Annotated in this window: 29 protein-coding genes and 1 pseudogene; 20 read left to right on the top strand and 10 right to left on the bottom strand. The window is 66.7% G+C overall.

All coding sequences use genetic code 11. The annotated features are described in order from the left end of the window. Window positions 1-67: 67 nt before the first annotated feature. From ABIA65_RS10945 to ABIA65_RS10960, 4 genes are all read left to right on the top strand, one after another. The gene (locus ABIA65_RS10945) at window positions 68-1,132 is read left to right on the top strand and encodes an aldo/keto reductase (RefSeq protein ID WP_241403296.1); all 1,065 of its coding nucleotides are present in this window, start codon (window positions 68-70) and stop codon (window positions 1,130-1,132) included. A gap of 24 nt (window positions 1,133-1,156) precedes the next feature. Continuing rightward, window positions 1,157-2,359, top strand: coding sequence for an NAD(P)/FAD-dependent oxidoreductase (locus ABIA65_RS10950; protein ID WP_354523509.1), 1,203 nt, complete (start codon window positions 1,157-1,159; stop codon window positions 2,357-2,359). Window positions 2,360-2,424: 65 nt separating this feature from the next. Beyond that, complete coding sequence (locus ABIA65_RS10955) at window positions 2,425-3,222, top strand: glycoside hydrolase family 16 protein (protein ID WP_371746959.1); 798 nt, start codon at window positions 2,425-2,427, stop codon at window positions 3,220-3,222. A 58-nt stretch (window positions 3,223-3,280) separates the two neighbouring features. Then, window positions 3,281-4,351 (top strand): aldo/keto reductase, encoded by a 1,071-nt coding sequence (locus ABIA65_RS10960; RefSeq protein WP_354523510.1) that lies wholly within the window; start codon window positions 3,281-3,283, stop codon window positions 4,349-4,351. 3 nt (window positions 4,352-4,354) lie between these two features. On the opposite strand, the gene ABIA65_RS10965 is transcribed toward ABIA65_RS10960, so the two are convergent. Next, window positions 4,355-4,570, bottom strand: a complete 216-nt coding sequence (locus ABIA65_RS10965) for a dodecin (RefSeq protein WP_241403292.1) — start codon at window positions 4,568-4,570, stop codon at window positions 4,355-4,357. Between the two features lie 155 nt (window positions 4,571-4,725). Here ABIA65_RS10965 and ABIA65_RS10970 point away from each other — a divergent pair, with 155 nt between their 5' ends. From ABIA65_RS10970 to ABIA65_RS11000, 7 genes and pseudogenes are all read left to right on the top strand, one after another. After that, window positions 4,726-6,177 (top strand): LLM class flavin-dependent oxidoreductase, encoded by a 1,452-nt coding sequence (locus ABIA65_RS10970; RefSeq protein ID WP_354523511.1) that lies wholly within the window; start codon window positions 4,726-4,728, stop codon window positions 6,175-6,177. A 10-nt stretch (window positions 6,178-6,187) separates the two neighbouring features. Continuing rightward, a complete protein-coding gene (locus ABIA65_RS10975; RefSeq protein WP_354523512.1) occupies window positions 6,188-7,375 on the top strand; it encodes an LLM class flavin-dependent oxidoreductase in 1,188 nt (395 codons plus the stop codon). Next, the gene (locus tag ABIA65_RS10980; protein ID WP_354523513.1) at window positions 7,372-8,592 is read left to right on the top strand and encodes an SfnB family sulfur acquisition oxidoreductase; all 1,221 of its coding nucleotides are present in this window, start codon (window positions 7,372-7,374) and stop codon (window positions 8,590-8,592) included. Before ABIA65_RS10975 ends, ABIA65_RS10980 begins: the two co-directional genes overlap by 4 nt. Before the next feature lie 106 nt (window positions 8,593-8,698). Beyond that, complete coding sequence (locus ABIA65_RS10985; RefSeq protein WP_354523514.1) at window positions 8,699-9,379, top strand: SDR family oxidoreductase; 681 nt, start codon at window positions 8,699-8,701, stop codon at window positions 9,377-9,379. Window positions 9,380-9,497: 118 nt separating this feature from the next. Beyond that, window positions 9,498-9,854: pseudogene (locus ABIA65_RS10990) on the top strand (nitroreductase family protein); the annotation flags it as partial. Between the two features lie 94 nt (window positions 9,855-9,948). Next, entirely contained in the window at window positions 9,949-10,767 is an 819-nt protein-coding gene (locus tag ABIA65_RS10995) for an MBL fold metallo-hydrolase (RefSeq protein WP_241403287.1), read from the top strand. Window positions 10,768-10,872: 105 nt separating this feature from the next. Continuing rightward, window positions 10,873-11,901, top strand: coding sequence for a nitronate monooxygenase (locus ABIA65_RS11000; protein ID WP_241403286.1), 1,029 nt, complete (start codon window positions 10,873-10,875; stop codon window positions 11,899-11,901). 35 nt (window positions 11,902-11,936) lie between these two features. Here ABIA65_RS11000 and ABIA65_RS11005 read toward each other — a convergent pair whose 3' ends face one another. Next, complete coding sequence (locus tag ABIA65_RS11005) at window positions 11,937-12,176, bottom strand: hypothetical protein (RefSeq protein ID WP_241403285.1); 240 nt, start codon at window positions 12,174-12,176, stop codon at window positions 11,937-11,939. Between the two features lie 192 nt (window positions 12,177-12,368). Here ABIA65_RS11005 and ABIA65_RS11010 point away from each other — a divergent pair, with 192 nt between their 5' ends. Next, window positions 12,369-12,914 carry a TetR/AcrR family transcriptional regulator gene (locus ABIA65_RS11010; RefSeq protein WP_354523515.1) on the top strand — a complete coding sequence of 182 codons (546 nt, stop codon included), beginning with the start codon at window positions 12,369-12,371 and terminating at the stop codon, window positions 12,912-12,914. Window positions 12,915-12,932: 18 nt separating this feature from the next. Here ABIA65_RS11010 and ABIA65_RS11015 read toward each other — a convergent pair whose 3' ends face one another. Together ABIA65_RS11015 and ABIA65_RS11020 are read right to left on the bottom strand one after the other, a co-directional pair. Beyond that, window positions 12,933-14,480: a cytochrome P450 family protein gene (locus ABIA65_RS11015; RefSeq protein WP_354523516.1), complete on the bottom strand. Its 1,548-nt coding sequence runs from the start codon at window positions 14,478-14,480 to the stop codon at window positions 12,933-12,935. 128 nt (window positions 14,481-14,608) lie between these two features. Next, entirely contained in the window at window positions 14,609-15,007 is a 399-nt protein-coding gene (locus ABIA65_RS11020; RefSeq protein WP_241403282.1) for a hypothetical protein, read from the bottom strand. Window positions 15,008-15,141: 134 nt separating this feature from the next. Here ABIA65_RS11020 and ABIA65_RS11025 point away from each other — a divergent pair, with 134 nt between their 5' ends. Then, window positions 15,142-15,669, top strand: coding sequence for a helix-turn-helix domain-containing protein (locus ABIA65_RS11025; RefSeq protein WP_354523517.1), 528 nt, complete (start codon window positions 15,142-15,144; stop codon window positions 15,667-15,669). A gap of 3 nt (window positions 15,670-15,672) precedes the next feature. Here the strand turns inward: ABIA65_RS11025 and ABIA65_RS11030 are convergent, their stop codons facing one another. Further along, window positions 15,673-16,116, bottom strand: coding sequence for a hypothetical protein (locus ABIA65_RS11030; RefSeq protein WP_241403280.1), 444 nt, complete (start codon window positions 16,114-16,116; stop codon window positions 15,673-15,675). Between the two features lie 167 nt (window positions 16,117-16,283). On the opposite strand from ABIA65_RS11030, the gene ABIA65_RS11035 reads away from it, so the two are divergent. Continuing rightward, the gene (locus ABIA65_RS11035; protein ID WP_241403279.1) at window positions 16,284-17,069 is read left to right on the top strand and encodes an aldolase; all 786 of its coding nucleotides are present in this window, start codon (window positions 16,284-16,286) and stop codon (window positions 17,067-17,069) included. Window positions 17,070-17,084: 15 nt separating this feature from the next. Next, complete coding sequence (locus ABIA65_RS11040; protein ID WP_354523518.1) at window positions 17,085-17,966, top strand: dihydrodipicolinate synthase family protein; 882 nt, start codon at window positions 17,085-17,087, stop codon at window positions 17,964-17,966. A 9-nt stretch (window positions 17,967-17,975) separates the two neighbouring features. Here the strand turns inward: ABIA65_RS11040 and ABIA65_RS11045 are convergent, their stop codons facing one another. Beyond that, window positions 17,976-18,659: a GAF and ANTAR domain-containing protein gene (locus ABIA65_RS11045; RefSeq protein ID WP_241403277.1), complete on the bottom strand. Its 684-nt coding sequence runs from the start codon at window positions 18,657-18,659 to the stop codon at window positions 17,976-17,978. 75 nt (window positions 18,660-18,734) lie between these two features. Between ABIA65_RS11045 and ABIA65_RS11050 the strand changes: the two genes are divergently transcribed. The 4 genes from ABIA65_RS11050 (at window position 18,735) to ABIA65_RS11065 (ending at window position 22,954) form a co-directional block, all read left to right on the top strand. Then, entirely contained in the window at window positions 18,735-19,955 is a 1,221-nt protein-coding gene (locus tag ABIA65_RS11050; RefSeq protein WP_354523519.1) for an acetyl-CoA acetyltransferase, read from the top strand. Between the two features lie 28 nt (window positions 19,956-19,983). Further along, window positions 19,984-21,462, top strand: a complete 1,479-nt coding sequence (locus tag ABIA65_RS11055) for a carotenoid oxygenase family protein (RefSeq protein WP_354523520.1) — start codon at window positions 19,984-19,986, stop codon at window positions 21,460-21,462. Between the two features lie 44 nt (window positions 21,463-21,506). Then, window positions 21,507-22,400, top strand: a complete 894-nt coding sequence (locus ABIA65_RS11060; RefSeq protein ID WP_354523762.1) for a winged helix-turn-helix transcriptional regulator — start codon at window positions 21,507-21,509, stop codon at window positions 22,398-22,400. A 95-nt stretch (window positions 22,401-22,495) separates the two neighbouring features. Further along, window positions 22,496-22,954, top strand: coding sequence for an Hsp20/alpha crystallin family protein (locus ABIA65_RS11065; RefSeq protein ID WP_241403274.1), 459 nt, complete (start codon window positions 22,496-22,498; stop codon window positions 22,952-22,954). A 67-nt stretch (window positions 22,955-23,021) separates the two neighbouring features. Here the strand turns inward: ABIA65_RS11065 and ABIA65_RS11070 are convergent, their stop codons facing one another. Together ABIA65_RS11070 and ABIA65_RS11075 are read right to left on the bottom strand one after the other, a co-directional pair. Then, window positions 23,022-23,642: a GNAT family N-acetyltransferase gene (locus ABIA65_RS11070; protein ID WP_354523521.1), complete on the bottom strand. Its 621-nt coding sequence runs from the start codon at window positions 23,640-23,642 to the stop codon at window positions 23,022-23,024. Continuing rightward, on the bottom strand, window positions 23,639-24,073 hold the full coding sequence (locus ABIA65_RS11075; protein WP_241403272.1) for a hypothetical protein: 435 nt from the start codon (window positions 24,071-24,073) through the stop codon (window positions 23,639-23,641). Before ABIA65_RS11075 ends, ABIA65_RS11070 begins: the two co-directional genes overlap by 4 nt. Window positions 24,074-24,121: 48 nt before the next feature. On the opposite strand from ABIA65_RS11075, the gene ABIA65_RS11080 reads away from it, so the two are divergent. Continuing rightward, a complete protein-coding gene (locus tag ABIA65_RS11080) occupies window positions 24,122-24,583 on the top strand; it encodes a cupin domain-containing protein (protein WP_241403271.1) in 462 nt (153 codons plus the stop codon). Here ABIA65_RS11080 and ABIA65_RS11085 read toward each other — a convergent pair. Beyond that, on the bottom strand, window positions 24,558-25,346 hold the full coding sequence (locus ABIA65_RS11085; protein WP_354523522.1) for a VOC family protein: 789 nt from the start codon (window positions 25,344-25,346) through the stop codon (window positions 24,558-24,560). The two genes, ABIA65_RS11080 and ABIA65_RS11085, sit on opposite strands and share 26 nt — an antisense overlap. Before the next feature lie 78 nt (window positions 25,347-25,424). After that, window positions 25,425-26,318 (bottom strand): amidohydrolase family protein, encoded by an 894-nt coding sequence (locus ABIA65_RS11090; protein WP_305853332.1) that lies wholly within the window; start codon window positions 26,316-26,318, stop codon window positions 25,425-25,427. Window positions 26,319-26,331 lie beyond the last annotated feature (13 nt).

Below are 26,331 nucleotides of genomic sequence, written 5' to 3' on the forward strand. Positions count from 1 at the left end.
GCAGAGGGCTTTCGGACTCATGATCAGTGATCATGAACCCGCACGACGCAGGCGTACAGTCGCTCCCATGGAGTACCGCAGCCTCGGACGCACCGGAATCCAGGTCAGCCCGCTATGTCTGGGCGCAATGATGTTCGGAGGTTGGGGCGAACCCGATCACGAGATATCGATCGCTACGATCCACGCTGCGCTGGATGCTGGCATCAACTTCATCGACACCGCCGACGTCTACTCGCAGGGCGAGTCGGAGATCATCGTCGGCAAGGCACTCGCCGGCGGCAGGCGTGACGACGTGGTTCTCGCCACGAAGGTCAACATCCAGATGGGTGTTCCCCTCGATGCGCCGGCAGGCACGTTGGGTGACCCGAACAAGCGCGGAAACTCGCGGCGCTGGATCATCCACGAGGTCGAGAACAGCCTGCGTCGGCTGAACACCGACTGGATCGACCTCTACCAGATACATCGCCCTGACCCCGACACCGATATCGAAGAGACGCTGGGGGCGCTCACTGATCTGCAGCGGCAGGGCAAGATCCGCGCCTTCGGCTCGTCGACCTTTCCCGCCCACCAGATGGTCCAGGCGCAATGGGTCAGCGAACGGCGAAACCTCGGCCGGTTCGTCACCGAACAGCCGCCCTACTCGCTGCTGGTACGCGGGATCGAGGCCGACGTCCTGCCGGTGGCGCAGGAGTACGGCATGGGGGTGCTGCCATGGAGTCCGCTGGCCGGCGGGTGGCTGTCCGGGGCTTACCGCAAGGACAAGGAGCTGCCCGAATCACGGCGCCGCAACCGAATTCCTGGCCGCTACGACATGTCCAGCCCCGAGAACCAGCGCAAACTCGACGCGGCCGATTCACTCGGTCAACTAGCGGACGACGCCGGCATCTCGCTGATTCACCTCGCGCTCGCCTTCGTGATGCAGCATCCGGCGGTCACCGCGCCGATTATCGGTCCGCGCACCCTCGACCATCTGAAATCCCAGCTCGGCGCAACCGACGTCACGCTGTCGGTGGACATCCTCGACAGGATCGACGAGATCGTGCCACCGGGTTCAACGATCTCTCGAGCCGATCAGGGCTATCAGGCCCCGTCGTTGACCGATCCGTTCTCGAGGCGCCGCCGGACCGCATAACCCGATGTGGAAGAAGAGGCCTCGGTGAGCGACGTCATCGTCCTGGGCTCCGGCTTCGCCGGCTTGTGGGCCGCCTTGGGTGCGGCCAGGCGAATCGACGAACTCGGCGTCGCGGGCGGCGATGTCACCGTCACGGTCGTCAGTTCAACGCCGTACCACGACATCCGGGTGCGCAACTACGAGGCCGACCTCACCCCGTGCCGAATTCCGTTGCAGGGGTTGCTCGATCCCGTCGGCGTTGGCCACGTCGTCGCTGACGTGACGGCGATAGACCCGGCCAATCGCAGGGTGACCACCACAGTCGACACCCGGTCCTACGACCGCCTTGTGATCGCGCTGGGCAGCCGGGTGGTCAAGCCCGAACTCCCCGGTCTGCTCGAGTTCGGCTTCGACGTCGACACCTACGACGGTGCGGAGAGGCTGCAACGGCACCTGGTGGAACTCGCCCGCGACCCCCGCACATCGGCCGCATCCACCGTGGTGGTGGTGGGTGCCGGGTTGACCGGCATCGAGACCGCCTGCGAACTGCCGGCCCGGCTGGCCGCACTCTTCCCGGAGACGGTCAGCCAGGTGATACTCATCGACCACAACCCGCACGTCGGCTCGGATATGGGCGCATCAGCACGCCCGGTGATCGAGGCGGCGCTGACAGCGAACGGGGTGCAGACCCGGCTGGGGGTCAGTGTGGCCGCGATCGGGGCCGACACGGTGACGTTGTCGACAGGAGAGACGGTGGCGGCGTCGACCGTGGTGTGGTGTGCGGGGATGCGCGCCAGTCCGCTCACCGCCGACCTGGGCGTCGAGCGGGACCGTCTCGGCCGGGTCGCGGTTGACGAGCAGCTGCGCGTGGTCGGCGTGCCGGGCGTGTTCGCCGCCGGGGACGTCGCTGCCGCGTGGATGGACGATCACCACCTCTCGGTGATGTCCTGCCAGCACGGTAGGCCGATGGGCCGCTTCGCCGGGTACAACGTCGTCAGCGATCTGCTCGGTGAGCCGATGCTGACCCTTCGAATTCCCTGGTATGTGACGGTTTTGGACCTCGGGCCAGCGGGAGCGGTCTACACCGAGGGGTGGGATCGGCGAGTGATCGCCAGCGGCGCGGAGGCCAAGGCCACCAAGCGCATAATCAACGGCAGTCGGATCTATCCTCCCCGCACGGGGAACCGCGAGGACCTTCTCGACGCCGCCACACCGATACTGCAGTCACGGCCGGGCCCCGAGCGCTGACTCACACGCTCCGAGCACCCGGTATTCACAGCGGACTTACAGGTTCACCTGGTTGTGTGCCTGACATGAATCGTCGCGACGCGATGTCACTGGCCGGCCTCGCCGCGCTGGCCGCCGCAGTACCCCTCCCGACCGCGGGGGCCGCGCCGCCCAGTGGCACTACCTACCTCTTCCGCGACGAATTCGACGGTAAGGCCGGGTCAGCCCCCGACGCCTCGAAATGGGAGGTGGCGCTGGCCAGAGAGGACATGGAGGACCCGACGTACTGGGAGCTGCCCGGCAATGTCGGGCAGTACCGCGACGATCGGCGAAACGTCTTCCTCGATGGCAACTCCAACCTCGTCTTCCGCGCCGCCAAGGACGGCGACACGTACTACAGCGGCAAACTCTTCGGGCGGTACCGGGGACCCATCGGCACCACCTGGGAGGCCAGAATCAAGCTGAACTGCCTCACTCCCGGCGCCTGGCCCGCCTGGTATCTGGCGAACAACGATCCCGTCAACGGTGGCGAGGTCGACATCATGGAGTGGTACGGCAACGGCAGCTGGGCCCCCGGCACCACCGTCCACGCAAAGTTGAACGGTGGCGAGCACGCGAGCCACACGATCGCGGCTGACAGCGGGTGGCACACGTGGCGTGCCCAGTGGGATACCGCCGGTATCCGCTTCTGGAAGGACTACGTCGACGGCGCACAGCCGTACTTCGACGTGCCGGCGAGCGCCCTGCCGGATTGGCCGTTCAACGCCCCCGGTTACACGCTCTTTCCGATCCTGAATCTCGCGGTGGCCGGTTCCGGTGGTGGTGATCCCAGGGGCGGTACCTATCCCGCGGACATGCTGGTCGACTGGGTTCGAGTCTGGTGAGACACCTTCTCGGACAAGACTTTCGACGCACCGCCTCCGGCTGACTACGATAGCTCGCATGGCCGACGACTTGGCGATCTCCGATGTTCCGTTCACCCACGATCCCTGGGTCGCCGCCCGGGAGCGCTATGCCACCATGCCGTACCGGCGGGTGGGCTCGTCCGGACTTCTCCTGCCAGCCATCTCCCTCGGACTCTGGTACAACTTCGGCGACAACCGGCCCTTCGACGTGCAACGGCAGGTCCTGCGGCACGCCTTCGATCGCGGCATCACCCATTTCGACCTGGCCAACAACTACGGACCGCCATACGGTTCGGCCGAGGAGAACTTCGGCCGGATGCTGCGTCGCGACTTCAAGCCGTATCGCAATGAACTCATCATCTCCAGCAAGGCGGGATGGGACATGTGGCCGGGGCCCTACGGTCAGCTCGGCGGCCGCGCCTATCTGCTCGCCAGCCTCGACGAGTCACTGGAGCGGCTCGGGCTCGACTACGTCGACATCTTTTACTCGCACCGCATCGACCCGACGACCCCGCTCGACGAGACGATCGGGGCGCTGGACACCGCCGTCCGCGCTGGGAAGGCACGCTACGTCGGCATCTCGTCGTACTCGCCCACCAAGACCGCGGAAGCGGCGGCCATCGCCCGGCGACTGCGCACCCCCCTGGTGATTCACCAGCCGTCGTACTCGCTGCTCAACCGGTGGATCGAGGGCGATCTCACCACCGAACTCGCCAAGGCTGGGATGGGGGCGATCGCATTCACCGCGCTTGGCCAAGGCCTGCTGACGGACCGTTACCTGCAGCAGCCCGCGGCCGACGTCGAACGCGCGACGACACGTCCGACCTTCGACGACGACGTGGTGACCGAAGAGGTCCGCGATCGCCTTCGCGGCCTTGCCGCGATTGCCGAGCGTCGTGGTCAGTCGCTCGCACAGCTCGCACTGGCCTGGGTGCTGCGCGATCCCACGGTGGCCTCCACACTCGTCGGCGCGTCCAGCGTCGCTCAGCTCGACGAGAACCTTGGCGCCCTGGCCAACCTCGACTTCACCCCGGATGAACTCCGCGAAATCGACCGATACGCATCGGATTCCGGCATCGATCTGTGGCGCGAGAGCTCCGACGTGTAACCGCTAGGCGGTCTCCTCGAGTCGGAACCCAACCTTGAGCGTCACCTGAAAGTGCCCGACCGAGCCGTTCTCGACGTGCCCACGGGTGGAAACCACCTCGAACCACTCGATACTGCGCAGGGTCTGCGACGCTCGGGAGATCGCGTTGGTGATCGCTGCGTCGACGCCATCTGGTGAGCTGCCGACGATCTCGACCACGCGGTAGATGTGCTCGCTCATGGGGACGCCTCTCTGTCGGGACGGCGGAGATCCGCCGCGATCTCAGCCTCTCACCGGGTGCTCGGCCTCACACCGGATAGCCGCACGAGGTCGCATTGAAATCGTCCGGAATGTAACCCGTGCGCCTGGGCGGGCAAGCCCCGAAGATGTGGCCAGTGAGCCGTACCATCCGCATAAACGCCTTCGATATGAATTGCGTCGCCCACCAGTCCCCTGGCCTGTGGCGACACCCGCAGGATCGGTCCGCTGAGTACAAGGACCTGTCCTACTGGGCCGATCTCGCGAAGCTCCTCGAACGGGGCAGATTCGATGCGCTGTTCATTGCCGACGTGCTGGGCACCTACGACATCTACGGCGCCAGCGACGAGGCCGCCATCCGGCAGGCCGCGCAGATTCCGGTCAACGATCCGCTGCTGCTGGTGTCGGCAATGGCCCTGGTGACCGAGCATCTGGGCTTCGGGATCACCACGGGAACGGGGTTCGAACATCCCTATCCGTTTGCCCGGCGCGTCTCCACGCTCGACCACCTGACGAAGGGGCGCGTCGGCTGGAACGTCGTCACCGGCTACCTGCCCGCCGCCGCGCGCAACATGGGGCAGACCGATCAACCCGCCCACGACGCCCGCTACGATCACGCCGACGAATACCTCGAGGTGCTCTACAAGCTCTGGGAGGGCTCCTGGGAGGACGGCGCGGTGATCCGGGATCGCGAGCGCGGGGTGTTCACAGACCCAGACAAGGTTCACCACATCGGGCACGAGGGAACGCATTTCAGCGTTCCGGGCATCCATCTGTCCGAACCGTCACCCCAGCGCACCCCGGTGATCTTCCAGGCCGGAGCGTCGCCGCGCGGCGTCCGGTTCGCCGCCGAGAACGCCGAGGCCATCTTCACCGCCGCACCGACGAAGGCCATCCTCCGCGAGACCGTGGGCACCATCCGGCGTGAGCTCGAGCTCGCCGGCCGGGATCCCTACGCGGCCAAGATCTTCAACCTGACGACAGTCATCACCGCCGACACCGATGAGGAGGCGCGCGCCAAGCACGCCGAGTACCTGTCATGGGGGGATCCAGAGGGTGCGCTGGTGTTCATGTCAGGTTGGATGGGCGTCGATCTGGAACGCTACGGCCTCGACGAGCCGATCGGCAACGTCGACTCCAACGCCATCCTGTCCGCGGTGAAGGCGTTCCAGTCGGCCGACCCCGACGGCGGTGAATGGGCTGTCAAGGACATCGCCACATGGGGCAAGATCGGCGGGCTCGGACCGCTCATCGTCGGCTCGGGCAATCACGTCGCCGATGCGTTGCAGGAGTGGGTCGAAGAGACCGACGTCGACGGCTTCAACCTGGCCTACGCCGTCACGCCGGGTTCGTTTGCCGACTTCATCGACCATGTCGTACCCGTACTGACGGAGCGAGGCGCATACCAACCGGAGTACACACCAGGCACGCTGCGCAACAAGCTCTTCGGCCGGGGTGACCGACTGCCCGACGAACATCGTGGCGCGGGTTACCGCGTCGGCGGCCCTGCCTCCACGATCATCGAGCGCCCGTCCACCGTTCCCTCCTCCTCGTCGTCGTCGGCCGCCCAGCCGACGAGCGGCCGATAGGGGTTTTGCCATGTCATTGAAGCTGCATTGGTTCCTGCCCACCTACGGCGACAGCCGTCTGATCGTCGGTGGTGGACACGGCACACCCGCGGGGGTCGCGCACAGCGACCGTGACGCCTCGGTCGACTACCTGGCCTCCATCGTGCGGGCGGCGGAGACGTTCGGTTTCACCGGCGCGCTCATCCCGACCGGCGCGTGGTGTGAGGACGCGTTCGTCACCGCCGCCCTGCTTGCGCGCGAGACCCAGTCGCTGGCCTTCCTGGTGGCGTTCCGGCCCGGGCTGGTCAGCCCCACGTTGTCGGCGCAGATGGCGGCCACGTTCGCCCGCCACGCCCCCGGCCGCATCCTGCTCAACGTCGTTGTCGGGGGCGAGGCCCACGAGCAGCGGGCGTTCGGCGATCACCTCGACAAGGACGCACGCTACGAGCGGGCCGACGAGTTTCTCGACGTCGTCCGGCGGCTGTGGGCCGGTGAGACGGTCACGGCGAACGGCAACCACATCCAGGTCGAGGAGGCGTCGCTGGCCACCCCGCCGAACCCCGTGCCGCCGTTGTACTTCGGCGGCAGCTCGGCCGCCGCCGGTCCGGTCGCGGCGCGCCATGCCGACGTCTACCTGACGTGGGGCGAACCACCGGCGGCAGTACGCGAGAAGATCGAGTGGATCCGCAGGGAGGCCGACGCGCAGGGCCGCAGCATCCGCTTCGGCATCCGGCTTCACACCATCTCGCGCGACACCGCGGATGAGGCCTGGGCGCAGGCCGACAAGCTCATCGCAGCACTCGACGAGGAGACCGTCCGCAACGCGCAGGCGGGGCTGAGCCGCAGCCAGTCCGAGGGTCAGCGCCGGATGCTCGCACTGCACGAGGCCAACCGCGCCGACGGCTCGTGGCACGACGCCCGCAGCCTCGAGATCGCGCCCAACCTGTGGTCGGGCGTCGGGCTGGTCCGCGGCGGCGCGGGCACCGCCCTGGTCGGCAGCCACACCGACGTCGCCGACCGGATCGCCGAGTACGCCGAGATCGGGATCGACGAGTTCATCTTCTCGGGCTACCCGCACCTGGAGGAGCTGTTCTGGTTCGGCGAGGGCGTGGTGCCGATTCTGCGTCAGCGCGGTCTCTTCGACGGTGGACGCGTCGACGCGACACCGGCTTCGATCCCGTTCGTCGGTGCAAGCCCGATTGTGAGTGCTGCACGGTGACCACGCACGCCACCGTGGACCGGGTGTCCTCGGCTGGTGACGCCGCTGCCGTCGCCGAGCGCCTGGCGATCGCCTTCGCCGAGCAGGCGTGCGCCCGCGACGCCGCGCGCACACTGCCGCACGATCAGGTGCAGGCGCTGAAGTCCTCTGGGCTGCTGGCACTGTCGGTACCCACCGAACACGGTGGCATCGAGGCACCCGCGACCACGGTGGCCGAGGTGTTTCGTCTGTTGGCCCACGCCGATCCGTCACTCGCTCAGATCCCGCATTCGCACTACACCTTTCTGGAGGCACTGCGACTGCAGGGCACACATGCGCAGCAGGCCCGGTTCTACGGTCTGGTGTGCGACGGGGCGCTTTTCGCCAACGCCCAGACCGAGCGTGGTCCGCACGCCGTCAACGTCGACACCACGACACTCACCGTCGCCGCCGGCGGTGGCTACGCGCTGACCGGCCGCAAGTTCTATTGCACCGGAGCGCTCTTCGCCGACTGGTTGATAGTCCGTGCGTCGTTGGCCGACGGCTCCGAGGATGCACCCACCTCCACCACACCGAAGGCCATCGCCTTCGTTCCCCGCGATGCTCCGGGCCTCGGGATCATCGACGACTGGGACGGGATGGGGCAGCGGACCACCGCCTCGGGCACTGTCGTGCTGGACGACATCTGGGTCCCGGCCGATCATGTCGTGCCGTTCTCCCCCATCTTCGATCAGCCAACCGTGTACGGGGCGCACGCTCAATTACTGCACGCCGCAATCGATGTCGGTATCGCGACGGGCGCTCTGGCCGAGGGTGTTCGGCAGGCCGCCAAGGCCCGGCCCCACTTCGAGGCGCACGTCGACTCCGCGGTCAACGACACGACCTTGATTCAGACCGCGGGGGAACTGACGGTGACCGTACGTGGCGCGCAAGCGCTTCTCGTGCACGCCGCCAGCCAGCTCGACGCTGCGCGGGCGGACCTCACCGACGACTCGGCCGCCGCGACGTCAGTCGCGGTCGCGGTGGCCAAGGTCGCTGCCGCGCGCGCCGCGCTGGACGCCTCGAGCCTGCTGTTCGAGCTCGGCGGCACCCGTAGCGCGACAGCCGGTGACAACCTGTCCCGCTACTGGCGGGACGCACGGACCCACACACTGCACGACGCGACCCGCTGGAAGCTGCAGCACATCGGTCGCCATACGTTGTCCGGTACGCGACCGCCACGCCACGGTCAGGTGTAGCGCGACTACCCGCTAGCTGCAATCACCGACTGCATCGGGACTCAAACGGCAGTCAACTGTGTTCTCATCGGCAGGACTTAACCAGCGCAGTCGAAGGAGCCCCACAATGACCACAGAGAATGTCACCGCCCTGGTAACCGGAGCCAACCGCGGTCTGGGTCGGAAGTTCGCCGCCGACCTGCTCGAGCGCGGCGCCAAGGTGTACGCGGGTGCGCGCCGACCCGAGACGATCGACCTCCCGGGCGTCGTACCCATCCAGCTGGACATCACCGATCCCGAGTCGGTACGCCGCGCCGCCGAACAGGCCAGCGATGTCAACGTCGTGGTGAACAATGCAGGCGTCTCGACACGGGCCACGCTTCTCGACGGACCGCTGGATGACATCCGTCTCGAGATGGAGACCCACTACTTCGGCACGCTCAACGTCATTCGCGCCTTCGCACCGGTCATTGAACGCAACGGTGGTGGCTCACTTCTCAACGTGCTGTCGGTCCTGTCCTGGCTGCACCCGGCTTCCAGCGGCGCCTACTCGGCCGCGAAGGCCGCCGGGTGGGCGCTCACAGATGCGACGCGTGAGGAGTTGGCGCCCAGGGGAATCCACGTCGCCGCGTTGCACGTCGGTTATATGGACACCGATATGGTCAGCTACATTCCGGCGGACCAGAAGGTCGACCCCGCTGTGGTCGCCAAGCAGGCGCTCGACGGAATGTTCGCCGGTCAACCAGAGATCCTCGCTGACGACCTGTCACGAAACGTCAAGGCGCAGTTGTCCGCATCACCGCGGTGATACCTCCGGCATCGGCCCCACAGGCAACCCACAGAGTACGACGAAATAGTTGGCTCCCGGGCTCGGTTGGTGGTTACAGGCCGAGTTGCGGTCTGCCGCGCGCTAAACGGAGGTCGAGATGGAAGCCTGGGATGCCATTCGTTCCCGAAGGAACGTACGAAGTTACCTGCCTAAACCCATTCCGGACGCCGAGCTGGATCGCATAGCCGAGGCAGGATGGCGGGCGCCGTCTGCGTCGAACCGCCAGCACTGGGACTTCGTGATCATCACCGACCGACATCAACTGGAGGAGCTCTCGACGGTGTGGCGGGGTGCAGGTCACATCGCGTCGGCACCGGCGGCCATCGCGTTGGTCGTGCCGACACCCCCCGACGAGCGAACCAAGCTCATTGACCAGTACGACCTTGGCCAGGCGACATTGGCGATGACCATCGCCGCGACCGACCTCGGCATCGGTACCGGCCACTCCTCGGTGCATCGGGGTCGCTGGTGAAGGTCCTCATCGTCCACGCCGACGGTGGGCAACCACCGAACCTGGTGTCCGGCCCCGGAGCACCTGAGGAGCACTGATGGTCACCACTTCCGGCGCGATCAGCGCCACCCGCCACCCCTTCGCCGTCGGCGTCGTCGGGGGCCCCACCGTCGTCATCGATTACGCCGGAAGGCGTTTCGTCACGGACCCGACGTTCGACGACCCGCACGACTACGGCACCATGGCCAAGCTGGCATCTCCGGCCGTGGCCGCCGCGGACCTCGGTGACGTCGATGCCGTCTTGCTCAGCCACGACGACCACAACGACAATCTCGACATCGCCGGCCGCCACTGGGCAACCACCGCGGTTCCCACCATCATCACCGGACCCGGTGCCGCCGAACGCCTCGGTGCGCCCGCAATCGGTCTGCCGACGTGGCACAGCACGGAACTCGCAAGCACCGACGGGGTCATCACGATCACCGCGGTCCCGGCCGTGCACGGCCCCCTGGACGGAACGCGTGACGCGTCGGGACACGTCAACGCCGAGGTCACCGGGTTCATTCTGCAATCCGCGGGCCTTCCCACGGTGTACGTCAGCGGCGATAACGCGTCGATGGTTCCGGTCAGCCAGATCGCCGGCCGATTCCCGGCCATCGATGTCGCGGTGCTGTTCGCCGGAGCGTCGCGGCTGCCCACCAAGAACCAGGGCCGTCCACTGACCCTGACCGGACCGCGGGCGGCCGACGTCACCGCGGTGCTGGGCGTGCCACGAGTCGTGATCGCCCACATCGCGGGCTGGTCGATCTACAGCGAGAGCATCGCCGACGTCCGGACAGCGTTCAACGAGGCCGGTATCGCCGAGCGCCTCGTCTCCGCAGACGCCGGGTCCTGGGCACTGCTCGACGACGCGTGAAAGCCTGCGCCTTCCAGTAGCGAGGAATCCGGTCCTGTCCGGCCGGATGGTCGGCGGCAGAGAATCGTTGCAACTAGGACGAGATCTGCACGGGAGGACGAGGCAATGACATCACCACTGACCAATCTGGGCCTGAGCATCCCGGTGATCGCTGCGCCGATGGCCGGTGGCGCCACCACCCCCGCCATGGTGATCGCCGCCGCCCGCGCCGGTGGCCTGGGATTGCTGGCCGCAGGGTACAAGTCGCCCGAGAGCCTGCAGGTCCAGATCTCGGCCGTCCAGAGCGAGTCAATCCCCTTTGGGGTCAACGTCTTCGCTCCCAATCCGGTCCCTATCACCGTGGCGTCCTACCGCGCCTACGCGGCCGCGGTGCAGCGCGAGGCGGACAGGTTCGAGATCAGCCTGCCGACAGAGCCGATCGACGACGACGACGCGTTCGGCGCCAAGATCGATGTGCTGCTGTCCAACCCGGTGCCCCTCGTGAGCTTCACCTTCGGCATCCCGTCAGGCGATGTCATCCGAGCGCTGCAGAAGACCGGGACGGCAATTGTGCAGACGGTGACCTCGGCGCCGGAGGCCGAATTGGCCGCTGCGGCAGGCGTTGACATGCTCGCAGTGCAGGCCAGCGTTGCCGGTGGCCACTCGGGCACGCTGACTCCCGGCCGTATGCCCGACCCGGTTCGGATCACCGACCTGATCACCCAGGTGACCAGCCGCGTGAGCCTTCCCGTCATCGCCGCCGGCGGGCTGACCACACCCGAGGACGTCGCCGCGGCACTGGGGGCAGGCGCCGACGCCGTGGCGGTGGGCACGGCACTGCTGCGTGCCGACGAGAGTGGCGCCTCGGCCACCCATCGGGCCGCGCTGACCGATCCGGCGCGAACTCAGACCGTCATCACCCGCGCCTTCACCGGCCGCCCCGCACGCGGTCTTCGCAATGCCTTCATCGATGAGTTCGAGGCGTTGGCTCCGCTGGGGTATCCCGCGATTCACCATCTGACGAGCCCGCTGCGCAAGGCCGCGGCCGCTGCGGGTGAGTCCGACCTGGTCCACCTGTGGGCCGGCACCGGTTACCGCCATACCCGCCAGGAGTCGACGGCTGCGATCCTTACTCACCTCGCAGGCGGAGCGTGATCCAGTTCGAGTTCGTCTGCTGCCCGACGAGGAACTTACGCCGACAGACGACCCCGACCGCCGCGGTAGTTCAGGTAGTACCGATCGATAGTGTCCTGCCGAACGGGCTTGCTCGCAGTGCCGGCGGAGACGGCGATGCGGAAGCCCACGGCAGCCGCGATGAGCGAGCCGACCAGAGCGATACCCGCAACAACGGCCCAGGGGCTCTGCATTGCCAGAGCGGCGACGAACAGGCCGAGCGATGCGAAGGCCGACAGCAGGAACAGGTATGCCACGTACGAATGGGATATTCGCCGGAACACCTTCAACAATGTCCTCACCTCATGAGTACTCACGCGGCGACCACCACGGTCACCGCTCCGAGCGGATCGAACGATACGATACGCGTAGCGTAGTTTCGCTACGGTTAGTGTAGCGCTAGAGTCGCCGACGATATTCCTTCAGCGCGTTGATCAGGGGAGACTGGAATGCCAGGACGACGAGGCGTCGACGACGGCATCGCCGAGTCTGCGCTGCGCCTGCTGCGCACACGCGGGCCGCAGTCCGTGACGGTCGAAGCCGTCACGGCCGACTCGGGCATTGCGAAGACGACGATCTATCGGCGCCACCGCGACCGGCGCGACATGTTGTCGGCCGCATTGTCGCGTCTGGTCTCCCCCGAGCCGCTCAGCCCGCAGGCAGACACGGCGGAGCGGTTGCGGTGGCTCATCAAGAACGCGATCGCGGCGATCGATGACGGCATCGGGTTCGGCGGCTTCGCGTCCCTTCTCACCGAGGACGATCCCGAGTTCAGCTCGGTATTCCGACGCATCCTCGTCGATCAGCGGGCCCAGCTGGTGCGCGTGATCGATGAGTGCAGAGCCGACGGCACCATGCGCGCCGACATCGACGCGGAAACCCTCATCGACGCGATCGTGGGTGCCCACATCGCCGAACGCGCGCGCACGGGACGCGTCGAAACCGACTGGGCGGAACGCCTGTTCGCGATGTTCTGGCCCGCCGTGCACGCCTGACGCACGCGACGTCGGAGACTAGGACGGCCGGACGAACCCGATGTCGTCGCTGATCACGGTGCTGGGTCCAACGGGCAGGGTCTCGGGTTCGGCACCAGCGACCTTCACGAACTCGAGCTTGTCCTTCCACACCTTGCTCATCAGGTCCTCGAAGGCCATCAAGGTGAGCTGCTCACCGGGGCAGCGTCGATAACCGAAGCCGAAGGGCGCGAAACCGGCGTAGTCGCAGACGGGCAGCGGGCGATCGTCCACCACCCCGAACACCGTGCCGAACGCGCTGTTGTGCAGCGCCGCCTTGCGCCCGTCCTTGACCTCGAAGCTGGTCGGGTCGAATGGGCAGTTCGCGAGGCCCATCTGTCGGATCTTGGCCTCGTTGACGTCCTGGCTGGTGGGTGCGTGCTCGTAGCGGGCCGGGTCGAAGTCATCCGGGTTGGCCCACTGCACGGGATCATGACTCGTCGAGGTGTGGGGGCTGACGATGTATCCGTGCCGCTGGAACGGCGGCGTCCTGGTCTCCTCGAGGGCCGAGATGCTGCCGCCATTGGGCGAGATGGTGCGGAACAGCTCCATCACGAACCGCTCCAACGGCGGGAACGCCACGCCTGCCGGATTGTCGAAGTCGCCTGCCATCGTCTTGGTGAACCAGTCCTTGGTCTGGCGATCGCCCGTCTCCCGGCCCAGCTTCGCCATGACGTTGTACAGGCTGTTGCCCCACTGGCTGAACGCCACGAAGTTGTGGAAGCACTCGAAGACGACGTCCTTGTGGTTGAAGTACTCGCTGTCCTCACCGTTCTTGAGCCAGTACCAGGCGAAGGTCTTCTCGGGTTCCGGTGTCTTGCCGGAGCTGATGTCGCCGAGCCTGTCGTCGATCCACGACTTGAGGAACGCGAGGTGCTTGCGGACTGTCATGTAGTTGTCGTAGACGATCTGCTGTGTGGGATCGCGGTAGGCCAGGACGGCGTTGAACGCGGCACCGATCTGCCTGACCTGGTCGGGAAGCTGGGCGCCCTTGACCCCCAGGTGCAGATCCCAGTAGAGATCCCAGAACGTGTCCAGATAGCGCCGCATCAACGGTTTTCCGGCGTTTCCGGAGGCCAACAGCTCGTCCCAGAAGCCGACGATCTTGGCCTGGTACATCCCCGCATAGAGGTCGGGCGTGACAGCCGACATGTAGATGCGCTTGCGCCGGTTGTCGGGACCGCGCTTCTCCAGGCCCTGAAGGAACACTGTGACACCGTCCTGCGGCGCCGGCTGCCAACTCTCGCTCAGCAGCCCCCACAGGTCATACGGCAGCGCGTTCTCCTTCGTCAGCGCCACATCGATCATCGGCAGTACCGGGCGCTGGCCGTCGAAGATGCTGTTCAGGAAGAACGGAATGATGGCGTTCTCCACATAGGCGGAGTCGAACTTGTCGGAGAACTTCGCGCGCAGCTTCGCCGCCTCATCCTGCAGCTCCCCCGCCGCCACCGGCTGGTCCTGCTCAGCCGATGGCTCCGCGCAGCCCGTCAGCGCGGTGAGGGCCACCGCGGTACCAGCGCCACCAGCAAGGAATGCACGCCGTCTCATGTGTGTCCCTCTCGCCCAACTCCGTTGTCCGGGTTCAAGATCAACCGGGCTCGCCGCGGACCTTACGGTTCACCAACACGGGCGTCAATAGCCGAGGCTCGAGGGAATCTGGCGCTGCTCAGCGACTCTCAGGGCAGCGGTGGGGCACCCGGCATCAGTCCGTCGCCGGGAAAGGCCGGACCGGGCGGCAGTTTCATCAGTTCATCGAACGCGACGTCACCGCCCTCATCCGGCGACGAGGGCCACGTCGGCATCACGATCGTGGGCCGGTAGTCCTCGGCGGGATTCTCGACGGGCGCGACGCAGCCGATGCCGTAGGTGGTCGGGGTGGGAACCCCGGCGTTCTCCACGCAGCAGGCCGTGGCGATGCTGTCGAGGCTCTGGTCGGGTGCACGAACCGTCGTTGTGGTGCAGGCCGAGTAGGCGGGCTCGTCGAAGACCGCGGATGCGGGTGCGATCCCCGCTTGACCCGCAGCGCAGACGGCCACGAAGGCGGCTGCTGCCAGGGTCTTGCCGGTGAACGTCATGGGTGCCCACCCTAGCCAGCGGGCTGCACCACCGTCCACTGTCGAGACCCGTCGGTCGGCCTGTCATCGATAGGACAACTGGTGTCCTATCGGCGATAGACTGGCTGCCCACCAACGGTGAGGCGGGAAATTCGATGAGTGCACTACTGCGCGCGGTGCGACTGCAGCGCGGGCTGACGCTGGAGGAACTCGCCGATGCGACCGGACTGACCAAAAGCTATCTGTCCAAGATCGAACGCCAGCGCTCCACTCCGTCGATCGCGGTCGCGATGAAGGTGGCGCGCGCGCTCGATGTGGACGTGGCGCAACTGTTCTCCGACGACCCGGCCGACACGACGTTGGCCGTCGACCGCGCCGGTGACCGAACCGCGGAGCGCTATCACCCGGTGGCCGCCGCCATGCTCGGGAAGTCCATGTCACCCTTCATCGTTCGCCCCACTCGCGCGTTCACCGCGCACGCCCACCCGACCCACGCGGGCCAGGAACTCGTCTTCGTCCATGCGGGAACGGTGGAGGTTCGCTACGGCGACGACGTCGTGACCCTGGACACCGGCGACTGCGCGTACTTCGATTCCTCACTGCCCCACCAGATACGACAGGTCGGCAGCTCCCCCAGCGAGGTCGTCGTCGTCACCCACAGCGACTTCGGCCGCGGCCGCTGACCGTCAGCCCACCTGGGCGGCGACGAAACCCGCGAGTAGGACCGCGAACCCACCCATCTCGCCGACGATGAGCGACACCATCGCGACGTGCAACCCGGCGGTGGGGTGCTCGAGTTGATTCGTGGTGTCCCGCCGCGCACCGTGGACGATGTAGCTCGCGATGGCAAAGACGAAGAAGAAGACCACGACCATCGCCGCCGTGAGGTTCAGCCAGTCCGGCCAGGCACTCAACTCGACGAACACCGCGATCAGGAGCGTCGCGAACGAGTAGAGCAGGGCCGCTCGGTGCGCGATGTCGACATACGGATGGGCGAGGTGGTCCGCCGAGGTGGCCATCTGCTGGTACTTCCACACCCCCAACCCGAGGGCAAGCAGGAAGATCAGTCCAGCCGCAAGCAACGTCACGAAGGTGGCAGTTCCCAACGCCTGACCGGTGTCGCCAAACATGCGCTCTCCATTCTCTTCCAGTGCACTTCTCTCTCCCAGTGCACTTTGCCCCGTCAGCAAAGCACCCCGGAAACACATATGCAACGCACTTGACGATAGGACACGAGGTGTCCTATCGTCATCGACATGTCATGCAGATGTCCACGATTCGGAGGGAGTACCCCTAGATGACGAGCACACTTGGTGATTCGAAGCAGAGCCTCATGCAACGCGCACTCGATGGGATGGCCACTCACGTCGAGGATTCGCCGCTGACCGACCGACAGAAACTGGCACTGACCTGCCGGGCCCTGTTCGACGCCGGTCACGACTCCGGGCTGGCCGGCCAGATCACCTCACGCGCCGAGGAGCCCGGGACCTACTACACCCAGCGACTCGGCCTGGGGTTCGACGAGATCACCGACCAGAACCTGCTGCTGGTGGACGAGGATCTCAACGTCCTCGAAGGCCAGGGAATGGCCAACCCCGCCAACCGATTTCACTCCTGGATCTACCGAGCCCGGCCCGACGTGGCCTGCATCGTGCACACCCATCCGTTTCATGTGGCCGCACTGTCGATGCTGGAGGTGCCGTTGGTGGTATCGCAGATGGACATCGCACCGCTGTACGACGACTGCGCCTTCCTTGCCGACTGGCCCGGCGTTCCTGTCGGCAACGAGGAGGGCGAGATCATCAGCGCCGCACTGGGTGACAAGAAGGCCATCCTCCTGGCCCACCACGGCCACGTGGTCGCCGGTGCCAGCATCGAGGAGGCCTGCTCGTTGGCGATGCTGATCGAACGGGGCGCCAAACTCCAGCTCGCCGCGATGTCTGCGGGCACCATCGCCGAGCTACCCGAGCGGCTGGCCCGCGAGGCCCATGACTGGACTCTTCGACCGAAGCGCAGCCAGGCCAACTTCGCCTATTACGCGCGGCGCGCACTTCGCAACCACCCCGACGCCATCACCACCTAGCCCAAAGGAAACGACATGACCAACAAGGACATTCACGGCATTCTCGCCTACCCTGTCACACCCTTCAGCGCGGAGCAGGCCGTCGACACCGATCAGCTCGCCACTCTCGTCGACCGGTTGGTGGTCGGCGGGGCCCACGGGATCGTCCCCCTCGGCAGCACCGGCGAGAGCGCATATCTCACCGAGGACGAGTTCGACGCCGTCGTCGACGTCACGATCAGCGTGGTCAACGGTCGCGTCCCGGTGATCATCGGCGCATCCGACCTCACCACGGCCAACACCGTTCGGCGGGCGCGCTACGCGGAACGGGCCGGAGCCGACGCAGTGATGGTCCTGCCGATCTCCTACTGGAAGCTCTCCGAGCGCGAGATCACCACGCACTACGCGACGATCGGCGCGGCCATCGGCATCCCGATCATGGTCTACAACAATCCCGCTACAAGCGGGATCGACATGAGCCCTGAGCTTCTGGTGCGCATGTTCACCGAGATCGACAACGTCACCATGGTCAAGGAGTCGACCGGAGACCTGTCGCGCATGCTGCGGATCGCCGATCTCAGCGACCGCCAGCTGCCGTTCTACAACGGCAGCAACCCGATGGCACTGGCGGCCTTCAACGCCGGCGCGAAGGGCTGGTGCACGGCGGCGCCGAACCTGCGCCCCCAACCGTGTGTGGATCTCTACGACGCCATTCGTGCCGGTGACCAGGCCCGTGCCGAGACGATCTACGCCGATCTCGCACCGCTCTTGGAGTTCATCGTGGCGGGTGGGCTGCCCACCACCGTCAAGGGCGGCCTCGAGTTATTGGGCCGGGGTGTCGGAGTGCCGCGGCCACCGCTGCTGCCGCTCGACGACGCCGGACGCGACGCGCTTCGCCGCCTACTCGCCACGGGCTAGCCCGGCGGGTCAGCCTCCCCGCGTGTCGATGACCCTCTGTGCGATATCGATCAGCTTGGTGTTGGTGTCCTGGGACAACCGACGCAGCATCGCGAACGCCGCCACGTCGTCGATGCCGTACCGCTCCATGACGATGCCCTTGGCCTGACCGATGCGGTCGCGCGTCGACAGCGCCGACTGCAGCTGATCGCCCTCGCGGCTGGCCATGATGGCGGCCGCGGCGTGCGCGGCGAGAACCATGCCGATGGTCTCCGCCTCGACATCCCACAGCCTCGGCTCGTACGCGAAGAGGTTGAGCGCCCCTGCCGTGCGGTCAGCGGTGTAGAGCTTGAACGACAGACCGCTCAGGACACCCAGTTCGACGACCTTGGGCGAGTAGTTCGGCCATTTCGTCTCCTTACGGAAGTCGTCGGTGCGGACGACGATCTCGGCTAGGGCCGCCCGAACACACGGGCCCTCCAGATAGCGCATCTGTAACTCGTCGAGCTTGAACATCAGGTCCGACGTGGGCGCCAGGGTCTCGAAGCTGCCGTTCTTGCCGACCAGCAGCACACCGGCGATATCGACGCCGTCGATCAACTCCATGGCGGCCGAGGTCACATCCTTGAGCACCTCTTCGACGGTTCTCGGCATCGCAGTAGACCTGGCCAAGTCCGCCATCCGGCGGGCGAGATCGTGGTTCTGTGCCGTCATTCCTCGATCATCCCCTCTCGATCCCAGGGAACAAATTCATCGAGTCACTCTGCTAGTTGTAGTACGGTGCCAGACATGGACACGGGTGTGTGGATCCTCGGCGGCTACCAGAGCGACTTCGCCCGCAATCTGACGCGCGAGGGCGTCGACTTCGCAGGCCTGACGGCCGAGGTGGTGCAGTCCACACTCGCTGCCGCGCAGGTCGATGCGGCCGGTATCGGCGTGGTCCACGTCGGCAATGCCTTCGGGGAGATGTTCGCCGCTCAGGGCCACCTTGGGGCCATGCCGGCCACCGTCGTCGATGGTCTCTGGGGCACCCCCGCATCGCGCCACGAGGCGGCGTGCGCGTCAGGCAGCGTCGCGACCCTCGCCGCAATCTCCGACCTGCGCTCCGGTGCGTACGACACCGCACTGGTCGTCGGCGTCGAGCTGGAGAAGACCGTTCCCGGTGACACCGCCGCACAACACCTGGGCGCGGCCGCGTGGACCGGCCACGAGGGCGCCGAGGCCACGTTCATGTGGCCGTACATGTTCGACCAGGTCACCGCGGAGTACGACCGCCGCTTCGGCATCGACGAGACGCACCTGCGGGCCATTGCGAGCCTGAATCTCGCCAATGCGCGAGCCAACCCCAACGCCCAGACCCGGGACTGGTCGGTGCCCGAACCGATCACTGATGACGACATCGCAAACCCTCCCGTCGAGGGCCGCATCCGCCGGTTCGACTGCAGCCAGATGACCGACGGCGGCGCGGGACTCGCCCTGGTCTCCGACCACTACCTACGCGCCCATCCCGCGGCCCGCCCCATCGGCCGCATCGAGGGCTGGGGACATCGCACCGTCGGCCTCGGGCTGCGGCAGAAGCTCGACCGCTCCGGTGGCGAGCCCTACGTGATGCCGCACGTGCGCCGCGCGGCGCTCGACGCCTTCGACCGGGCCCGGATCACCCTCGACGATCTCGACGGTATCGAGGTGCACGACTGCTTCACCACGAGCGAGTACATGGCGATCGACCACATCGGCCTGACCGGGCCCGGCGAGTCCTGGAAGGCCGTCGAGAACGGCGATATCGAGATCGGCGGGCGCCTGCCCATCAACCCCAGCGGCGGGCTCATCGGCGGCGGTCACCCCGTTGGCGCCACGGGTGTGCGCATGCTCGTCGACGCGGCCCGACAGGTCAGCGGCACCGCGGGTGACTACCAGGTCGACGATGCACGGACGTTCGGCACGCTCAACATCGGGGGCAGTACGGCCACCACTGTCAGCTTCATCGTCGCCGGCGGGCCGGCAAATTGAGCACCGCAGGTGCGCAGGAGGTAGGACTGTGAGTAATCCAGAGATCGTCGCGAAGTTCCTCTCCACGCTGCCAGAGAACGACGACGACCCCTACCGCACCGGGCCGTGGCGCCCGCAGACCACCGAGTGGGACGACGACGACCTGACGGTGGTCGCCGGTGCGATCCCGACCGATCTCGATGGGGTCTACCTGCGCAATACTGAGAACCCGCTACACCCCGCGCTGAAGCACTACCACCCGTTCGACGGTGACGGGATGATGCAGGTCGTCGGCTTCCGGGACGGAAAGGCCTTCTACCGCAACCGTTTCGTCCGTACCGACGGATTCGCCGAAGAACTCGAGGCGGGGGGCCCGCTGTGGCCGGGCATCGCCGAGCCCATCGAGCTGTCCAAGCGGGACTATGGCTGGGGCGCAAGGACATTGATGAAGGACGCGTCCAGCACCGATGTGACGGTGCATCGCGGCATCGCGCTGAGCAGCCACTACCAGTGCGGTGAGCTCTATCAGCTCAATCCACTTACCGGCGACACCATAGGCAAGACGACCTGGGGCGGGGCGTTCCCGACCGACTGGGGCGTGTCGGCACATCCCAAGGTCGACGACGCGACAGGCGAACTGCTGTTCTTCAACTACAGCAAGGACTCGCCATACATGCACTACGGCGTCGTCGACGAGAACGACGCCCTGGTGCACTACGTCGACGTGCCACTGCCCGGACCGCGACTCCCCCACGATATGGCGTTCACGGAGAACTACGCGATTCTGAACGACTTTCCACTGTTCTGGTCGCCGAAAATGCTCAAGCACAACGTGCATCTGCCGCGCTTCCACCGGGACGTACCGTCACGGTTCGCGGTGATCCCCCGCCGCGGACGCACCGAGGACATCATGTGGTTCGAGGCCGACCCGACCTACGTGCTGCACTTCACCAATGCCCACGAGGACGGCGACGAGATCGTGCTCGACGGGTTCTTCCAGGGTCACCCGGTCCCGGCGCTCGCGCTCGACCACATGCAAACCCGGCTGCACCGTTGGCGGTTCAACCTCAAGACCGGTGGTGTCCGCGAGGAACGCCTCACCGACAGCATCACCGAGTTCGGCATGATCAACTCCGGCCACGCGGGACGCGACTACCGCTACGTCTACGCTGCGACCGGTAAGCCCGGCTGGTTCCTGTTCGACGGCCTGGTCAAGCACGACCTCGTCACCGGCGCCGAGGAGCGGTTCGCGTTCTCCGACGGCGTGTACGGCAGCGAGACCGCCATGGCGCCCAGAGTCGGCAGCGCAGCCGAGGACGACGGCTACCTGATTACAATCACCACCGACATGGTTGCCGACGCGTCCTACTGCCTGGTGTTCGACGCCGCGCGGGTGGGCGACGGACCGGTGTGCAAACTCGCTCTGCCGGAACGGGTCTCCAGCGGCACCCACTCGGCCTGGGCGCCGGGTGCGGAGCTGCGCCGCTGGAACCGGACCGACGAGGCCGCGGCAGCCATCGGCCTGTAGTGCCCACCGAACTGCCTGCGGGCGGGGTCAACGCGGTCGGACGCATGCTCGGCGCCCTGGGCGACGAGTGGACTCTGCTACTCGTCCGGCAGGCCGCGCTCGGCGCGACCCGATACGGCGACTTCGCCGCCCGGCTGCCGATATCGCATGCCGTGCTGTCCCGGCGACTCAAGGTAATGACGGCCGACGGCCTGTTGACACAGCGTGCGTACCAGGACAATCCGCCACGGTCGGAGTATCTGTTGACGGCCCGCGGACGCGCACTGTGGCCGATGCTGACCACGATCTGGGAGTGGGAGCGGCACTGGGTGCCCGACCACGCCGAGCGCCTACCCGCGATGCGACACCTCACCTGCGGGGCGCACTTCACACCGCTGATGACGTGCCGAGCCTGCGGAGAGTCGTGCTCCGAGAAGGAGCTTCACGCGATGTGGGGGCCAAGCGGCTCCTGGCCACGCTCCATGCCCGTCGAGTCCACGCGGCGCAGGCCCTCTGGTCTCTCTGCTCCCCACGTCCGCGGGTCCGACGCCAAGGGCGCGGCCGGGCTGTTCCCCGAGACGATGAACATCCTGGGCAACAGGTGGGCGTTCGCACTCCTGGTCGCCGCCTTCGTCGGCACCACGCGCTTCAGCGACTTCCAGAGACAACTCGGCGCCTCACCGGGGTCACTGACCGACCGGCTCCAGATCTTCACCGGCTGCGGGGTGCTGAGCCTCGCGAAGGGGCACTACCGCCTGACCGAGAAGGGGCGGGCGGTGCTGCCGGTGCTCATCACCGCGCTGCAGTGGGCGCAGCGATGGTACGTCTCGCCGGAGGGCCCGGCGGTGACCCTGACGCACACCGGATGCGGGGCGCCGTTCGAAGCCGTGTTGACCTGCGATCAGTGCACCGAAGTGCTGCACGGCTCCGACATTCGCGCCGACCCAAAATTGGACTAGCACTCTCAAGCATCGAGTGCTAATTTTGTCGTTGCACAGTGATTTGGCTGCCCGCCAGGGTGGCGGGCTTTCGAGCGCTGAGGAGGTGAATTGCTGTGCTTCGTTTCGATCCCTTCAGTTCCGTCAATGATGATCTCTCCGCGTTGACCCGGGGTTTGCTGACCAGCCAGGCCGGATCGAGTCGTAGTCCACGGTTCATGCCCATGGACCTGTGCAAGATCGACGACCACTACGTGCTGACAGCGGACCTACCCGGAGTCGATCCCGGATCGGTTGACGTTGACGTCGACAACGGCACATTGACCGTCTCGGCTCACCGCACCGCCCGTTCCGAGGACTCCGTGCAGTGGCTGGCCAACGAGAGGTTCTTCGGCACCTATCGCAGGCAGTTGTCCCTCGGCGAGGGAGTTGATCCGGCGGGAATCGCCGCCTCCTACGAGAACGGCGTCCTGACCGTCACGATCCCCATGGCCGAGAAGGCGAAGGCCCGCAAGGTCGCGATCACCCACGGAGGTGGCCAGAAGTCAATTCCGACAACGACTGTCGACGCATAACCGCGCGCCGGTGCGGGTGACGGCACCGCGTGACGCCGTCACCCGCGCCGGCACACCGGCATCGCACTCACACCCGGCGTAGCGGCCCCGGTCCGCGCGGGCGGTCCAACTGGAACGCCAGGTTGTTGCGCACCGCTGGCCACTCCACGTCGAGGATCGAGTAGACGACGGTGTCGCGTCGTGATCCGTCGGGCAGCAGCTGCTGGCTGCGAAGCACCCCGTCGAGCTTGGCGCCGAGGCGCTCGATGGCCGCGCGGCTTGCCCGGTTCATGAAGTGCGTGCGGAATTCGACTGCCACGCAGTTCAACTCGTCGAAGGCGTGGCCCAACATCAGCAACTTCGCCTCGGTGTTGACCCCGGACCTACGCGCTGAGGCCGCGAACCACGTGTTTCCGATCTCAAGCCGCCGGTTGGGCGGATCGACGTTGAGGTAGCTCGACGACCCGACCACCTCGCCGCCAGGCCTGCGCGCCACGAACGTGAGCCCGGTGTCGGGATGCTGCACCGAAAGCCGCAGCCTGATCCAGTCACCCGCCGTCTGCGGTGACGGTGCGCTGGTGAACCACAGCGATCCCAGGTCACCGTCGGCGCACGCCGTCGCGATCTCCGGTTCGTGGTCGGGGGTCAGCGGTTCGAGTGTCACCCACCGCTGACCGGTCAGCACGACCGGTTCGACGAAGCCCGTCATATCCGCCTACTCGATTCCGACCAGGCCATCACCATCGCCAGCACCGACAGCACCACGGCCGCCACCGTGACCGCCGCGCCCAGGTAGAGGCCGTAGCCCGCGGCCACCGTGGAGGCGACGTAGAGCCGGTAGTAGAACGCCACCATGACGGCGATCAGAACCGAGATCGCCAGCGCCACTGAGGAAGAGAGGCGCGCCGACAGTCCCCGCGCGGCCATCGCCGCGGCCACGATCAACGTCGACGACAGGATCACGATGAGCTGGCCGACACCGAACCCGTCCGGTGGCACCCCGATGCTGCCGTTCCGTCCGCCGATGGCGTTGGCTCGACCACCACCGTCGGCGCCGGTGGTGAGCCATGGCAGCCACGCACTCACCAGCAGCACCGTCGCGCACAGCACGACGAACCATCCCGGACGCAGGCGAGCCATGCGTCGAGAGTATCGGGTCGCGGCCCGTCCCAGACGTAGGCTGCACCCATGACCGAACTCCCCGATTGGGCCATGCGGCTCGACCTGTCCCCGCACCCGGAGGGCGGCTGGTTCCGGGAGACGTGGCGCAGTGAGTTGACCGTCGCGCAGTCCGCGCTCCCGCCCGACTACACCGGGCCGCGCAGCGCGGGTACGGCAATACTGTTCCTACTCATGCCCGGCCAGCAGTCGGCGTGGCACACGGTACGCAGTGCCGAGCTGTGGATGTATCACCGCGGCAGTCCGCTTCTGCTCGAGGTTGGGGCCGAACAGGACGAGGCGGCAACACTTCTTCTCGGCGGCGATGTCATGGCCGGCGAGCAACCCCAGCTGCTCGTCCCTCCGGGGCACTGGCAGCGGGCCCGCCCCAGTGGGGACGAGGCCACGCTGGTGAGCTGTGTCGTGGTGCCCGGCTTCGACTTCGCCGACTTCGCTCTCGCCGCCGTCAGTCCTGCAACGACGCCAGGTTGAACTCCGCGCCGGTCGGGTCGGTGACGGCCGCGAGCCGGCCGTACGGGGTGTCCTCGGCGGCGCGGACCACGGTGCCACCGTTGGCCACGACGACCTCGAGGGTCTTGTCGACGTCCTCGGCGCCCAGGAAAACGGTCCAGGTCGACGGCACACCCTCGGGAAGGAAGCTCTCCCCGTCCATCACACCCAGCAGAGGCTCGCCGCCGAACATCGCGTTGCTGTAGCGGAACTCCGGGATGTCGGACTCGACGTTCATCTCCCAGCCGAACACGGTGCGGTAGAAGTCGATGGCCGTGGTGTAGTCGCGCGTGGCCAGGTGATGCCAGACCGGTGTGCCCGCCGCGCCAACCACCTCGAAGCCGGTGTGCCCACCGGGCTGCCAGAGGCCGAGCATGCCACCCACCTTGTCGGTGACAATCGCCATCCGCCCCTTGGCGGGAACACCCATGGCGCCGCCGCACGACGTGCCGCCCGCGGCGACCACGGCCTCGATGGTGGCGTCGGCGTCCGCTGTGTGCAGGTAGGTGGTCCATCCGTCCGGCATGTTCCACTGCGGGTCGTTGGCCATCAGACCGGCGACGGGCTTGCCGTCGACCAGAGCGGTGACGTAACCGCCGTACTCCTCGCCGGCTTCCTCGAAGGTCCAGCCGAACACGGTGCCGTAGAACTCCCGCGCCCGCGCCAGGTTCGAGGTGCCGAGATCGATCCAGGTGGGTGCGCCCAGCGGGGCTGTGTAGTTTTCCTTGGCGGAGCTGGAGGTCATGTGGGTTCTCCTTGAGAATGGGGGTCGGTCACCAGTACCGACTGCTGTGCCCGACAAAACTCATCGCCCACGCGAAACTCATCGCGAGATGCCGAGAACCCGCAGCGCGTTCTCCTTGTAGATCAGCGGCGCGATCTCGGGGTCGAGATCGAGCGCAGCGAAGTCACTGCTCCAGCGATCCAGCTGGATGTAGGGGTAGTCGGTACCGAACAGCGCCTTGTGGCGTAGCGGCCGGGCGAGGGCACGGACCAGCTGCGGCGGAAAGTACTTGGGCGAGTATCCCGAGAGATCGATGTAGACGTTCGCCTTGTGCGTGGCGATCGCGATCTGCGCATCCACCCACGGCACCGCCGGGTGCGCCATCACCACCGTCAGGTCGGGGAAGTCGGCCGCGACGTCGTCGAGCAGCATGGGGTCGCTGTAGCGAAGCTTGATACCGTGCCCGCCGGGCAGACCCGAGCCCAGGCCCGTCTGTCCGGTGTGAAACAGCGCGGGCAGACCGGCACCGGCGATGGCGTCATAGATCGGGTAGAACCGGCGGTCGTTGGGCTCGAACGCCTGCATGCTCGGATGGAACTTGAAACCCCGCACGCCCATTGCGATCTGCTCGTGCACGAGAGCCACCGCATGGTCGGACGTACGGGGGTCGACGGTCCCGAACGGGATGAGGACGTCGTTGTTGGACGTGGCCCCGGCGATCAGGTCCTCAACGGAGTTGGGCTTATGGCCCATGCCCGTCTCGGCGTCGATGGTGAAGACCACTGCGGCGGTGTTGCGTGCGCGGTAGTGCCTGGCCAGTTCGTCGACCGTGGCCGCGGCGGTGTCGCCCATCTTGAAGTAGGACCGGGTTGCATCGACCAACTCGTCGTCATAGGCGTTGTGCCCGTTGCAGTCGACCTCGATGTGCGTGTGGAAGTCGATGGCCTCGATCGCGTCGAAATCGATTCCGTACTCGTACTTCTCGGTCAACACCGGCCGCAGCCCC

Source organism: Mycolicibacterium sp. 624, assembly GCF_040548615.1.
Taxonomy (GTDB): Bacteria; Actinomycetota; Actinomycetes; order Mycobacteriales; family Mycobacteriaceae; genus Mycobacterium.

What these genes read in the sequence shown, in the direction of transcription:
- ABIA65_RS10945 (WP_241403296.1), top strand. Translation starts at nt 68, where the DNA reads ATGGAGTACCGCAGCCTCGGACGCACCGGAATCCAGGTCAGCCCGCTA.
- ABIA65_RS10955 (WP_371746959.1), top strand. Translation starts at nt 2,425, where the DNA reads ATGAATCGTCGCGACGCGATGTCACTGGCCGGCCTCGCCGCGCTGGCC.
- ABIA65_RS10960 (WP_354523510.1), top strand. Translation starts at nt 3,281, where the DNA reads ATGGCCGACGACTTGGCGATCTCCGATGTTCCGTTCACCCACGATCCC.
- ABIA65_RS10965 (WP_241403292.1), bottom strand. Translation starts at nt 4,570, where the DNA reads ATGAGCGAGCACATCTACCGCGTGGTCGAGATCGTCGGCAGCTCACCA.
- ABIA65_RS10975 (WP_354523512.1), top strand. Translation starts at nt 6,188, where the DNA reads ATGTCATTGAAGCTGCATTGGTTCCTGCCCACCTACGGCGACAGCCGT.
- ABIA65_RS10985 (WP_354523514.1), top strand. Translation starts at nt 8,699, where the DNA reads ATGACCACAGAGAATGTCACCGCCCTGGTAACCGGAGCCAACCGCGGT.
- ABIA65_RS10995 (WP_241403287.1), top strand. Translation starts at nt 9,949, where the DNA reads ATGGTCACCACTTCCGGCGCGATCAGCGCCACCCGCCACCCCTTCGCC.
- ABIA65_RS11000 (WP_241403286.1), top strand. Translation starts at nt 10,873, where the DNA reads ATGACATCACCACTGACCAATCTGGGCCTGAGCATCCCGGTGATCGCT.
- ABIA65_RS11010 (WP_354523515.1), top strand. Translation starts at nt 12,369, where the DNA reads ATGCCAGGACGACGAGGCGTCGACGACGGCATCGCCGAGTCTGCGCTG.
- ABIA65_RS11015 (WP_354523516.1), bottom strand. Translation starts at nt 14,480, where the DNA reads ATGAGACGGCGTGCATTCCTTGCTGGTGGCGCTGGTACCGCGGTGGCC.
- ABIA65_RS11020 (WP_241403282.1), bottom strand. Translation starts at nt 15,007, where the DNA reads ATGACGTTCACCGGCAAGACCCTGGCAGCAGCCGCCTTCGTGGCCGTC.
- ABIA65_RS11025 (WP_354523517.1), top strand. Translation starts at nt 15,142, where the DNA reads ATGAGTGCACTACTGCGCGCGGTGCGACTGCAGCGCGGGCTGACGCTG.
- ABIA65_RS11030 (WP_241403280.1), bottom strand. Translation starts at nt 16,116, where the DNA reads ATGTTTGGCGACACCGGTCAGGCGTTGGGAACTGCCACCTTCGTGACG.
- ABIA65_RS11035 (WP_241403279.1), top strand. Translation starts at nt 16,284, where the DNA reads ATGACGAGCACACTTGGTGATTCGAAGCAGAGCCTCATGCAACGCGCA.
- ABIA65_RS11040 (WP_354523518.1), top strand. Translation starts at nt 17,085, where the DNA reads ATGACCAACAAGGACATTCACGGCATTCTCGCCTACCCTGTCACACCC.
- ABIA65_RS11045 (WP_241403277.1), bottom strand. Translation starts at nt 18,659, where the DNA reads ATGACGGCACAGAACCACGATCTCGCCCGCCGGATGGCGGACTTGGCC.
- ABIA65_RS11050 (WP_354523519.1), top strand. Translation starts at nt 18,735, where the DNA reads ATGGACACGGGTGTGTGGATCCTCGGCGGCTACCAGAGCGACTTCGCC.
- ABIA65_RS11060 (WP_354523762.1), top strand. Translation starts at nt 21,507, where the DNA reads ATGCTCGGCGCCCTGGGCGACGAGTGGACTCTGCTACTCGTCCGGCAG.
- ABIA65_RS11070 (WP_354523521.1), bottom strand. Translation starts at nt 23,642, where the DNA reads ATGACGGGCTTCGTCGAACCGGTCGTGCTGACCGGTCAGCGGTGGGTG.
- ABIA65_RS11075 (WP_241403272.1), bottom strand. Translation starts at nt 24,073, where the DNA reads ATGGCTCGCCTGCGTCCGGGATGGTTCGTCGTGCTGTGCGCGACGGTG.
- ABIA65_RS11080 (WP_241403271.1), top strand. Translation starts at nt 24,122, where the DNA reads ATGACCGAACTCCCCGATTGGGCCATGCGGCTCGACCTGTCCCCGCAC.
- ABIA65_RS11085 (WP_354523522.1), bottom strand. Translation starts at nt 25,346, where the DNA reads ATGACCTCCAGCTCCGCCAAGGAAAACTACACAGCCCCGCTGGGCGCA.